This window comes from Neotamlana sedimentorum (assembly GCF_000943565.1).
GTDB lineage: Bacteria > Bacteroidota > Bacteroidia > Flavobacteriales > Flavobacteriaceae > Neotamlana > Neotamlana sedimentorum.
Map to the genome: position 1 here is coordinate 173381 of NZ_JTDW01000007.1, position 12314 is coordinate 185694.

The window sequence follows — 12314 nt, forward strand, 5'->3', positions numbered from 1 at the left end:
AAACAGATGAAAAAAATAATCCCCGCAATACTATTAACTTTTCTGTTTTCCTGTGTGAATAATGAAGATTTTAGTATTCCAGACATTTCTACAGAAGACCCTATAATTCCCGAAAGCAACATCACCACATTTTCGGCTATAAAATCGCTTTACGAACAAGCGGTAAATAACGGAAATTCAACCGCAAAAATTTATAGCGATACCGATTTATATATTGAAGGCTATGTAATTTCAACCGATAAATATGGTAATTTTTTCGAAGAACTCATCATTCAAAATAAAACAGACGACAGCAACCCAGATAACGACCCAAGACTAGGGTTTTCAATTAGTATAAACGCCAGCAACTTAAGTGACACCTACCAAATAGGACAAAAAATTTATGTAAAAATGAATGATTTAACCCTTGGAGAATCTAATGGTATTATAACAATTGGCAAAGGTAATGCTGCTGAAGTAGAACAAATTCAAGCATCAGAATATCAAGATATCATTTTAAGAACTAACGAAATCGCAGATATTTTACCAAAAATAGCAGGTTTTGAAACCTTAACCAGTGCCGATTTAAATACGCTTATTCAATTAGAAAATATGCAACTTAATCGGTATGAAATGGGAAGAACTTTTTCTGCTGAATCGTTCGATGAGTTTGACGGTTTTAGGTTACTAGAAAGCTGTGAAACTGGTGTATCTGTCTTTTTACAAACCAGCACATTTGCCGATTTTAATGCGTTAGTCATACCGCAAGGTCAAGGACATATCACAGGGGTTTTTTCTAGAGATTATGGTGATGATTTTAATGTGCTTATTGTAAATTCTTCTGAAGACATTAATTTTGAAAACACTAATAGATGCGACCCTGCAGAATGGGAATGCGGATTAGCTGAAACTTTAGGCGCTAACAATTTATTATACCAAGATTTTGAAGACCAAAGTAACAACCGCTTTGTTGAAATTGAAGGTTGGACCAACTACATTGAAACCGGAACCGAAGCTTGGGAAGGCTACTCATCAACCTCATCAAACGCCTCTTTGGGGCGTTCTTGCAGATTTCAATGTGCCAGTTCTGGCGATGTTAGCAACATAGGTTGGTTAATTACACCACCTATAAATTTAGATGAACACGATGGCGAAACACTTCGCTTTAAAACTTCAAATAGTTTAGCCGATAGTAGTTTTATGGAAGTGTTATATTCGCAAGATTGGGATGGCAACGAAGCTACAATTACCACTGCAAATTGGGGTGTGTTTGCTCATGCATACATTGTACAAGACACCGATTCTTTTGCGACTTGGTTTAATTCCGGAACCATAGATTTATCCTGTCAAACCGGAACACTATACGTTGCCTTTAAATTTACTGGCGGCGGTATTGATTCGTTTGATGGTATTTATGAGTTAGATGAAATTAGTGTTGATTACGTAGAGTAAAAATTGAGCTAGCAGTTAAGTGGTTTAACTGCTAGCTTTTATATTGGTTGCATTAGGGTTATTTTACCCTTTGTTATTCAGTTGTTTTTCTAATTGCTCAGCTTTTTCTTTATACTTCTGCATGGCTTTTTTTAGCTGACCCACTTTTTTTAAAACTTCTTCATTTTGTAAAGCTTCATAAATCGTATGTCCATCTTTTTCTTTTATTTTTGATTTGCCTCCGCAAGTTGGGCAATTCGCTATTTTGCTCATCTTAATTCGTTTTTAAATGATCAATAACTCCGGTCATAAAAACCGTTTTTAATGTTCTTTCGGGCTTATTTTCGTAACCGATAATAATGGAACTGTGCACTATCATTTTATCAAAATCAAAAACTAGGGTTAAATAATCTTTGATACCAGTTTCATGCCAATTTACTATATAAAGATTGTCGCCAATTTTACGGGAACGATAAGGAATGTCTGAATTTCCTCTTCCTTTTCCAGGACCAACAACCCATTCGTAGTTAGCTTCTCCATTGTTAAATTCCATATGTATAGCTTTACCATCTTGATATTGGAAATTTAATGAATACCCATCTAAATGATGTTCAGCTTCTCCAAATTGAAATTTGTTTGTATCGTTGGTTTTGGTTTGCGAAAATCCTAAGCCGAATGTTATTAGGCTAATTAAAGTGATAAGTTGCAGTTTCATTTTATTGTTTTTAAAAGTTAAATTTACCATTGGTATTTTTTCGGTCAGCTTCTGGTAAAATGGTTTCAATAGTATCCCAATGTTCTGCTATTTTTCCGTTTTCAATTCTGAATAAATCATAGAATGAAGTTGGATTTCCTGCAAATGTTCCTTCGGTTACCGATAGTACAAAATTACCTTCTCCTAAAATGATATGACTCTTTTCAAAAACCATGGTAATGCCTTGTTTTGCCATTGCTTCAACTGCTTTTCCAAATCCTGAAAGTCCATCACCAATCATTGAATTATGCTGAATGTAGTTGTCTCCATCAAAATAATTTGGCAATTTATTGAACTCCCCTTTTATCAAAACCGTGTTTACAAAATCTTTAATTAAGGCTTTATTTTCTTCGGTTTTGTCTAAATCTGTAATGGTTGATGCTCCATCGGTTTGTGTATGTCCGCTTGGATTTACTTTTGACAAATCAGAGAAATTATCCCAATGTTCTACAATTTGTCCGTCATTAAATTTAAAAATATCGAATCCTACTTTTGGTCCAAAAAAGTCATATTCGGTATGTGTAATGGCGTAATCTCCGTCTTGAAAAAAACGCACTACGTTTGCTTTAAAACCACCTTCTGGTGCGTGGTGTAAAACTGCTCCAAAACCTTCCAATCCATCAGCTACAGCAAGATTGTGCTGTTTGTAGTTTGTAGGATTAATGTATGCAATGGTAGATTTGTCGCCCGTTTCTAAACTTGTGATTAATGCTGCTGCTTTTTCTTTGTTTGATAATGCTGTTTTTGTTTCCATTTTTTCTAAATTTTTAATGTTATTATTTGTGTTTTGTGCATTGCTAGCTGTAATTAATAACACAGCTGCAACTGTTGTAATTATTTGTTTCATTTTGTTTGTTTTTAATTATGGTACAAAGATGAAGCAACTACAAGTTGTAGAAAAGATGAAAACGAGTGTTAAAATGGTTAAAGTTGAACCATTAGTCTTTTAATAGTGATTTTAAGAATGATTTTGGGGTTAAACCTGTATTTTTCTTAAAATATTTGGTGAAGTTTGTAGGGTCTTCAAACCCTAATTTATAAGCCAATTCAGAACTATTTATTTTTGAATTGATTAAATTTCTTTTGGCTTGAAGAATTACGAAATCATCAATTACGTTTTTGGCAGTTTTATGCATCAACTCCTTGCAAATGGTATTTAAATGCTTGTAGCTTATAGCCAGTTCTTTGGCATAAAAATTAGCACTTCTGCTTTTTCTAAGGTTCTTCTCAACAAGAGAAACAAACTCCTGATAAACAGCAACTTTTGAAGTATCTGAAATATGAAAAGTGATGTTTTGCTTTAAATTCTCTGCTTTAGAAATGAGGATAGTTAATAGCGAATTGATAATGTTTTTATGATTAAAAGCTGCTGAATTTTTGTATTCCTTTAGCAATAAATTAAAATAAGTTACAAATTCAGAATTTTCAGGAATTTGAAGAATAGGTGAAAACAATTCTGGGTTAAAAAGTCGAAATACAAAGTCGTCAGATAAATTAGAAAAACTATTTACAAAATATTCTTCGGTAAATATGATGCAATAGCCTTTTAGTTCTTCTGAAAACTCAAAAGCATTCACTTGGTCTTTGGTTAGATATACCAAACTATTTTCTTGCACCGGAAACCATTTAAAATCAATAAAATGTCTTCCAGAACCTTGTGTGAAAAAAATTAAGTTGTAAAATTTTAACTGGTGTGGTAATTCAGGATCGTGTTTGTGTTCGGTTTTATCTTTAGCGATTTTTTCAATCGGGACAATTTCAAAACCAAAATTGTCAGTGGTTGCAGGGTTAAATGTTATATGTGGTATATCATTAGCCATAATACCGATTACTTCTTAAAAACCGCATAAACAGGAAAATGATCGCTATAACCACCATTGTATTTTTTACCAACATAAGTTCTAAAAGGCGAACCTTTGTAACGACCACTAAAGGTTTTTAAAAAATCTTCATCAAAAATATTTGCTTTAAAAAATTCAAATTCATTATTCGAGTTTTTAAAGTAATTGGTTGTAAACATAATTTGATCGAACAAATTCCATTTTCTATGATGATATGTTGTACCGCGACTAAAAGAACGTAAAGTTTCCATAGGGTTATAAAGTCCGCAATTATCGACTAAATTTTTAATGCTTTTATTATCGGGTTCATCGTTAAAATCGCCCATAACTATGATTTTAGCATCTTCATTCTCTTGTTTTAACTTGGCTATAATTTCTACCACCTTATTTGATGATACCATGCGTTTAAACTCGGTTTCCTTCTGTCCTTCGCGTCTAGACGACCAATGCGTTACAATAATATGTACTTTTTCTTCATCTAATTTCCCAGAAACTAAAAGGATATCTCTGGTATAATCTGGCGAACCATCGTCACCTCTAAGTAAAACGCTATACGTTTCAGAATGTAAAACTTCAAAACTGGCTTTATCGTAAATTAAGGCAACATCAATACCGCGTTCGTCCGGCGAATCGTAATGCACAAATCCGTAATTATAATTTTCTAGATGTTTATAATTCAGTAAATCTTGAATAACTGTAGCGTTTTCAACTTCAGCCAAACCAACAATAGCAGGGTTTTTACCGGTTTCGCGTTTCCCTATATTAGAAATGGCATAACTTAATTTCCTAAGTTTATTATCGTAGCGCTTTGGGGTCCATCGTTTTACAGAGGTTGGTAAAAAATCGTTATCATGAGTATTTCTATCTTTATGGATATCAAATAAATTTTCAAGGTTATAAAATGCAATAGTTTGCAAATCGTTTCTCACCGGGATATCATCAAAAATGTCGCTCATCAATAAAAATTTAACTTCAAAAATATAAAAATATAAGTGCTAACAATTGATTAACTTTGTTTATATTTTACATATATGATAGAGAAAAAAGATATTACTTTAGAAAAAGCTGTTTTAATTGGAATTATTACTAAAGACCAAGATGAAACTAAACTTAAAGAATATTTAGATGAATTAGAATTCTTAACCTTTACCGCTGGTGGTTATGCCGTAAAACGCTTTACGCAAAAAATGGACATGCCAAACTCGAAAACTTTTATTGGTAGTGGTAAAATGGAAGATGTGCGCCAGTTTATAGAAGACAACGATGTAGGAACCGCTATTTTCGACGACGAATTATCTGCCGCCCAAGAACGAAATATTAGTAAAATTCTTAATGTAAAAGTTCTAGACCGAACTAATTTAATTCTAGATATTTTTGCCCAACGTGCGCAAACGAGTTATGCTCGTACTCAAGTAGAGTTGGCGCAATGCGAATATTTATTGCCACGTTTACGAGGTATGTGGACACACCTTGAGCGCCAAAAAGGTGGTATTGGAATGCGCGGTCCGGGTGAAACCGAAATTGAAACCGACAGACGTATTGTTCGTGATAAAATAGCTTTACTCAAAGCTAAAATAAAAACCATCGATAAGCAAATGGCCGTACAACGTGGAAACCGAGGCAAAATGGTTCGCGTGGCGCTAGTTGGTTACACCAACGTTGGTAAATCTACACTTATGAACGTTATTAGTAAAAGTGAAGTATTTGCCGAAAACAAACTTTTTGCAACGCTCGATACCACGGTTCGTAAAGTGGTAATACAAAATTTACCTTTTTTATTAAGTGATACGGTAGGATTTATTCGTAAACTACCAACCCAACTTGTAGATAGTTTTAAAAGTACTTTAGATGAAGTTCGTGAAGCTGATTTATTGTTACATGTGGTTGATATTTCACACCCTAATTTTGAAGAACACATTGAGTCTGTAAACAAAATTTTAGGCGAAATTGAAAGTAGCGATAAACCAACCATTATGGTTTTTAATAAAATTGATGCTTACCAAGCCGAACCGCTCGATGAGGACGATTTAGAAACCGAACGCACCGAAAAGCATTACAGTCTAGAAGAATGGAAAAGCACCTGGATGAACAAAATTGGAAACAATGCTTTGTTTATTTCTGCGTTAAATAAAAAGAATCTTGACGATTTTAAAAAACGAGTTTACGATGAAGTTAGAGAAATTCACGTAACACGTTTTCCGTACAATCACTTTTTATATCCAGACTACGACGAATTAGATGCAGACGACGCCTAAAAACCACATAACAATACCCTTTAAAACTAAACTAACTACTTTTTTAAAAAAGAAGTGGGTAAAGTTTAGTTTTATAGGTATTGGAGTAATTATTTTATTTTTTATTGGGCTTTACTTTAGCATTTATTTGGGCGCATTTGGTAAACTACCTACCAAAGAAGACCTAAGTTCTATTAAACAAGAAGAAGCTACACAAGTTCTAGATTCTAACAAAAAACTTATAGGCAAATATTACATTTACGATAGGCAACCTCTAGAATTTGAAGATTTTCCAGAACATTTAATCCAAGCTTTAGTTGCCACCGAAGATGCCAGGTTTTACGAACATGACGGTGTAGATAATGTAAGTTTAGGACGCGTGTTTATAAAAAGTATTCTGCTTCGCGATAAATCGGCTGGCGGTGGTAGTACCATAACATTACAATTAGCGAAAAACCTGTTTGGGCGCAAGCATTACCCAATTGTGGGCATAATAGTTAATAAATTTAAGGAAGCTATAATTGCCAAACGTATTGAAGATATTTACTCTAAAAACGATATTTTAACACTGTATTTTAATACCGTTCCGTTTCCTGATAATACGTACGGCATAGAAAGTGCAGCACAAAAGTTTTTCAACAAATCGGCTAAAAAACTAACAAAAAACGAAGCCGCATTGCTGGTTGGCACACTAAAAGCCAATAATTATTACAACCCAAGATTACATGAAGAGCGTTGTAAAGAACGCCGAAATGTTGTGCTTAACCAAATGGTGAAATACAATTATTTACCGCAAGATTCTCTAAACGTTTTAAGTAAACACGATGTAAATTTAAGCTACCATTCTTTTAACCACGACGTTGGTATTGCTCCATATTTTAGAGAACAAGTTAAGCAAGAGCTTACTCAAATTTTAGACTCCATTAATAAAGCTGATGATACCGAATACAACTTATATAAAGATGGATTAAAAGTTTACACCACTTTAAATTCTGATATGCAGCGTTTAGCTGAAGAAGCTATGGCATCGCATTTAACCAAATTACAAACTGCTTTTGAAGCTTCCTATGGAAAAAATTCGCCTTGGAAAAAAAATTCAGCTTTACTTGAAGCCACAATAAAAAAGCATAAAACCTATAAAATTTTAAAAGAAAAAGGTTTATCCCATCAACAAATAATAGATTCTTTATCGGTTAAACGCGATATAGAAGTTTTTAATTGGGAAGGCGACACCATTCAAAACATATCGACTATTGATAGTTTACAGCATTATTTGAAGCTTTTAAATACCGGCATGCTAGCAATTGAACCAAAAACTGGTGCCATTAAAACCTATATTGGCGGCATTGATTATCGGTATTTTAAATACGACCATGTATCGCAAAGCGAAAGGCAAGTTGGCTCTACATTTAAACCTTTTGTTTATACCGCAGCCATTGAAAACGGCATGAAACCATGCACTTATTTTTCACTTTCTGAGGTTACTTATAAAAATTACGATAATTGGACGCCTAGTAATTCTGGTAGCAAAGAAGAAGATCCGTACATAAACTACACCCTAGAAAAAGCCTTAAGCAACTCTATAAACACAATTGCCGTTAAAGTTTTTAACGAAGTTGGTATTCCTAAAGTTATTAATCAAGTTAAAAAATTAGGCATTACTAAAACGCTTCCAGAAGAACCTTCGTTAGCGCTTGGCGTTGCCGAAATTAATTTAAAAGAATTAACCGGAGCTTACGCTAGTTATTTAAACAACGGACACAGTGTTAAACCCTATGCCATAACCAGAATTGAAGATAAACATGGTAATTTAATTGCTGAGTTTAAACCAGAAATTAATAAAAGTGAAGCTTTTAGCGACTACACAAAAGAAGTCATGTTAGAAATAATGAAAGCTACAGTAAACTCTGGAACTGCATCGCGATTACGAAACACTTATGGTTTAACAAACGATATTGCTGGTAAGACAGGAACTACACAAAACAATAAAGATGGTTGGTTTGTTGGCTTAACACCTAATTTGGTTACTGTAACTTGGGTTGGAAACGACAACCATAGCATTGGTTTTAAAAGTACAGGCTTAGGTCAAGGCGCTAATTCGGCCTTACCAATTTTTGCAAAATTCTATCAAAAATTAAATGCAAATACCGAATTTAATTCTATTACTAAAAGTAGATTTAATAAACCAGATTCTAAAGTTATAGAAGATTTAAACTGCGAACCAGAAAAACGAGATGGCTTTTTAAAACGATTATTTGGTAAGAAAAATAAAATTAAGAATTTTAAAGTAGAATAAAAAAAGACTCATCAGGTATTGAAACCTAATGAGTCTAAATTACATACTATCTATATTATAATTAGAATTTATAGCTTAATCCTAAAGTCCAATACGTCTGTAAATCATTATCAACATCATCAAAACCAGTTGCAGTTGCAGGGTCTTGGGCTAAGGCATAGTTTAAAGCCTCTTGTTTATTGCTGCGTAAACCAAAATCGAAACCAACGCCAATCATTTTCCATAAGGTATAGCTAAATGAGTTAGTCCAAGTTAAGTTCGATAAATCACTCGATTTATAACTTTGAAACATCGACAGGTTTGTTTTAAATCCAATAGCACCAAGTTGTCTTGTATAATCTGCTACAATTTTAGCACCCATAGACGACTCAAAAACGGCATCGTTATCGGCAAAAACAAAGTTGTAGTTTAACGGATGCACAACAACAATTAAGTTTGTAATTGGAGTCCAAGTAGCACCAATACCAAGATCTAAATATCCAGGATCGTTAAAATTGTTTAATATCGTTGTCCTATATTCCATTAAAGCTGAGGCTGCTATTTTTTTTGTTAAGTTTCTACCGTATAATGAGGTTATATTAAATACATCGGTAGTTGGCTCAAAACTATCATCTGCATCGGTACCGTTATCTTTATCATCTAACTTTACCCAACTTAAATTTGTATTTAAAGAGTTTCTCCAGAAAAACTTATCTTCAATTAAATTAGCAAAAGCATTAAACGTAAACCCAATATTACCAGAATTATTGTTTGGTTTATCTTGAGCATACCAGTTATTAAAGCTAGAAAGTGATCCTCCAATTGTACCAAAAGCACCTATTTTCCATCCTGGTAAGGCATCTATTTGGGCTTGAATAGCATTAGCTTCGCCTTGAGCTTTATCTGCTATGGCTTGTTTCTCTGCTTTTTGCGCTTGTAACTCTTCTTTAGTTTGTGCGTTTAATGAGACAACTCCTAATAAAAGAAGTGCTAGTAAAAGTGTTTTTTTCATTTTTAATTATTTATTTTTTCTTTTGCAAATATACGGTTATGACCCTGTGTTTAGTTTAGAGTCACTAAATTTTAGGACTTTTTTTTGAAAAGTGGCACCGAAGAACATGCTTCGCCATACATTATAGACTTAGCTACTATTTTTACTTTATTGGCAAGCATTATGTAAGCGTTTTGCGGCACTGGCTTTTTAGAACAACCTTTAATAATTACAGGTTTACCTACACATTCCGAAACATCTAAATCGTTTATAATGTCTTGGTAAATTGAAGTTTCTAAAACTTCTAAATCGCCTACAATTGTTTTTTTTGCGTAAGACTCTAAGTTCAAACTTAACAACATATATGCCCAACCAGGAATTATAGCATCGCTACTACAAGTAAGCGCCACATAATTACCTTGGTATTGCGCCCAATTGTGTTCGCTTACCTGTGTTCTAAAATCTTTTTCTCGAAGCACAAAACCTTCAAAAAGCCAATCTTTTATATCGAAAAGAACACGTTTTCCTTCAGGATAAAAATCCTCTAAATCTAGTGTAACCAGTTTACTATTCGCAACGCGATTTATAATTTCATCTGCCATAATATGCATTATTTTTTGTTATTGATAACCTTCTGCCTGAAGGGAAAAGAGCTCAGAATATAACGTTTTGTTCTGCATTAACTCTTCGTGAGTTCCAATTTCTAAAACTTTACCGTCTTGTAAAACCAAAATTCTATCGGCTTGTCTTACGGTACTAAATCTATGTGAAATAATAATACTTGTTTTACTTTCTGTAAGCCCAATAAATCGCCCAAACACTTCACTTTCGGCTTTCGCATCTAGCGCCGATGTTGGTTCGTCTAAAATAATAACTTCGGCATCTTTCATGTAAGCTCGCGCCAAAGCCACCTTTTGCCATTGCCCGCCAGAAAGCTCTTGCCCATTAGAAAAACGTTTACCTAAACGTTGGTTGTATCCATATTTTAATTCGCTAACAACACCACTCGCCAAACTTAATTCGGCCGCATTTTCAATTTTTAATTGATTTTCTAATTCTGTAATACTTCCAATGGCTATATTTTCTTTTACAGTAAATTCATACTTAAAAAAGTCTTGAAAAATCACTCCAAAAAAAGCTTGATATTCCGATTTTTTGTAACGATTTATATTGATGCCGTCTAATAAAATTTCTCCTGAAGTTGGCTCGTAAAAACGCAACAACAACTTTGTTAATGTTGTTTTTCCAGCTCCGTTTTGGCCAACAAAAGCCATTTTTTCGCCTGCTTTAAGTGTGAAATTAATCCCTTTTAAAATATCTTTTTCAGATTCGGGATAATGAAAATAAACATCTTTAAACTCGAAACCTTGTTTAATCTCTTTTGGCAAAGACAAATCTTCATTAGTTTCTGGTTTCACCGAAATATCTACAAAATCGAAATAATCTTTTAAATAAAGTGCGCTTTCTGCTATGCGTGTAAATTTGGAGAAGAACTCTTGTAAATTCTTCATTAGTCGATTAAACGACCCCGATAAAAAAGTTAATTCACCTAAAGTTATTGCTCCCGAAAGCACACGGTAAATTATAAAAACATAAGCACCATAATAACTTAACGAACCTAATACGTTAAACAGAAAACCTAATGCCGATCGTTTTACGGCTAATTTTTTATTGAGTTCAAAATATTCTTCCGAAAGATTTTTAAAACGATTTACAACAAAGTCGGTTAAATTAAAAAGCTTGATTTCTTTAGCCGTTTTATCGTTAGCTCCAATAAAACGCAGATAATCTAGTTCGCGTCGTTCTGATGTCCAACTTCTAGCCAAAGAATATTGCTGTTGGCTAAAACGAATTTCGTTAATAAACGAAGGAATTATACTTAAAACCAGTAAAATAATTAAATAAGGATCGAAAATTACTAAACCAGCAACTAATGTTGCTATAGAAATGGCGCTTTGTAATTGCCCCAAAACGTTCGACATTAAACCTACACGCCCCGTAGTTTGGGTTCTGGCTCGTTCTAGCTTATCGTAAAACTCGGCGTCTTCTAATAAACTAATATTTATTTGGTTGGTTTTTCGAATAATAGTTACCGAAGTAGCAATATTGTATTGGTCGCCCAATAAACCGTCTGTAAGTGATACGGCTCTACTTATTAAATCGGAAAGAATTACTAGCCCAAACTCTAAACCAACATAGGTCCAAAGCTGGGTATAGTCTGTAACTTCCAAGGAAACTTGGTAAATAATTTCATCAATAATTAATTTACCAACCCATAAAATAATAACAGGTAATAACGCGGCTATTAGCCTGCAAAATGCGGTAAGCAAAAATAGGGTTTTATTAACGTTCCAGATTTCTTTAAAAAAACGTGGAATGTAAAATAAGGCGTTAAAAGATGTTTTTAAATCAACCTGTTTTCTTTTACTATCTTTAAACGACTTTGGCCTGCGATTTACCATGCCTTAAATTTTAAAGCATCCCTAAGCCTAATTTGGCTTCTTCGCTCATAAGCTCTTGAGTCCATGGCGGGTCGAAAGTTATTTCTACCTCGGCATTGTTAACTGCATTTATCGATTTTACTTTCTCTTCAACCTCAAGCGGAAGCGTTTCTGCAACAGGACAGTTTGGCGTTGTTAAGGTCATTAAAATTTTTACATCACGATCTTCATTTACAAATACATCGTAAATTAAGCCTAATTCATAAATATCTACAGGTATTTCTGGATCGAAAATGGTTTTTAAAACGGCTACTATTTTTTCACCTAATTCTTCAGTATTTATTGTTGAATCACTCATTTTTTTGTGT

12 protein-coding genes are annotated in these 12314 nt (G+C 33.6%); 3 read left to right on the top strand and 9 right to left on the bottom strand.

Annotated features, from left to right (window positions below; genetic code table 11):
• Nucleotides 1-6: 6 nt before the first annotated feature.
• On the top strand, nucleotides 7-1431 hold the full coding sequence (locus PW52_RS11345) for a DUF5689 domain-containing protein (RefSeq protein WP_044633063.1): 1425 nt from the start codon (nucleotides 7-9) through the stop codon (nucleotides 1429-1431).
• 63 nt (nucleotides 1432-1494) lie between these two features.
• Here the strand turns inward: PW52_RS11345 and PW52_RS11350 are convergent, their stop codons facing one another.
• The 5 genes from PW52_RS11350 to PW52_RS11370 all read right to left on the bottom strand — a co-directional run bounded on the left by PW52_RS11350 (nucleotide 1495) and on the right by PW52_RS11370 (nucleotide 4961).
• Nucleotides 1495-1683 carry a hypothetical protein gene (locus PW52_RS11350; RefSeq protein WP_044633064.1) on the bottom strand — a complete coding sequence of 63 codons (189 nt, stop codon included), beginning with the start codon at nucleotides 1681-1683 and terminating at the stop codon, nucleotides 1495-1497.
• A gap of 1 nt (nucleotide 1684) precedes the next feature.
• Complete coding sequence (locus tag PW52_RS11355; protein ID WP_131453998.1) at nucleotides 1685-2125, bottom strand: MoaF-related domain-containing protein; 441 nt, start codon at nucleotides 2123-2125, stop codon at nucleotides 1685-1687.
• A gap of 10 nt (nucleotides 2126-2135) precedes the next feature.
• Complete coding sequence (locus tag PW52_RS11360) at nucleotides 2136-3011, bottom strand: nuclear transport factor 2 family protein (RefSeq protein ID WP_044633066.1); 876 nt, start codon at nucleotides 3009-3011, stop codon at nucleotides 2136-2138.
• 91 nt (nucleotides 3012-3102) lie between these two features.
• A complete protein-coding gene (locus PW52_RS11365; protein WP_044633067.1) occupies nucleotides 3103-3984 on the bottom strand; it encodes an AraC family transcriptional regulator in 882 nt (293 codons plus the stop codon).
• Nucleotides 3985-3992: 8 nt separating this feature from the next.
• Nucleotides 3993-4961, bottom strand: a complete 969-nt coding sequence (locus PW52_RS11370) for an endonuclease/exonuclease/phosphatase family protein (protein ID WP_044633068.1) — start codon at nucleotides 4959-4961, stop codon at nucleotides 3993-3995.
• A 75-nt stretch (nucleotides 4962-5036) separates the two neighbouring features.
• Here PW52_RS11370 and hflX point away from each other — a divergent pair, with 75 nt between their 5' ends.
• Together hflX and PW52_RS11380 are read left to right on the top strand one after the other, a co-directional pair.
• Nucleotides 5037-6260 carry a GTPase HflX gene (hflX, locus tag PW52_RS11375; RefSeq protein ID WP_044633069.1) on the top strand — a complete coding sequence of 408 codons (1224 nt, stop codon included), beginning with the start codon at nucleotides 5037-5039 and terminating at the stop codon, nucleotides 6258-6260.
• Nucleotides 6244-8535, top strand: coding sequence for a transglycosylase domain-containing protein (locus tag PW52_RS11380; RefSeq protein ID WP_052823468.1), 2292 nt, complete (start codon nucleotides 6244-6246; stop codon nucleotides 8533-8535). Before hflX ends, PW52_RS11380 begins: the two co-directional genes overlap by 17 nt.
• 61 nt (nucleotides 8536-8596) lie before the next feature.
• Here the strand turns inward: PW52_RS11380 and PW52_RS11385 are convergent, their stop codons facing one another.
• From PW52_RS11385 to PW52_RS11400, 4 genes are all read right to left on the bottom strand, one after another.
• Nucleotides 8597-9526: a DUF3078 domain-containing protein gene (locus tag PW52_RS11385; protein WP_044633070.1), complete on the bottom strand. Its 930-nt coding sequence runs from the start codon at nucleotides 9524-9526 to the stop codon at nucleotides 8597-8599.
• Nucleotides 9527-9597: 71 nt separating this feature from the next.
• The gene (locus tag PW52_RS11390; RefSeq protein ID WP_044633147.1) at nucleotides 9598-10107 is read right to left on the bottom strand and encodes a DUF2480 family protein; all 510 of its coding nucleotides are present in this window, start codon (nucleotides 10105-10107) and stop codon (nucleotides 9598-9600) included.
• Between the two features lie 18 nt (nucleotides 10108-10125).
• On the bottom strand, nucleotides 10126-11967 hold the full coding sequence (locus PW52_RS11395) for an ABC transporter ATP-binding protein (protein ID WP_044633071.1): 1842 nt from the start codon (nucleotides 11965-11967) through the stop codon (nucleotides 10126-10128).
• 10 nt (nucleotides 11968-11977) lie between these two features.
• The gene (locus PW52_RS11400; protein WP_044633072.1) at nucleotides 11978-12304 is read right to left on the bottom strand and encodes an SUF system Fe-S cluster assembly protein; all 327 of its coding nucleotides are present in this window, start codon (nucleotides 12302-12304) and stop codon (nucleotides 11978-11980) included.
• Nucleotides 12305-12314 lie beyond the last annotated feature (10 nt).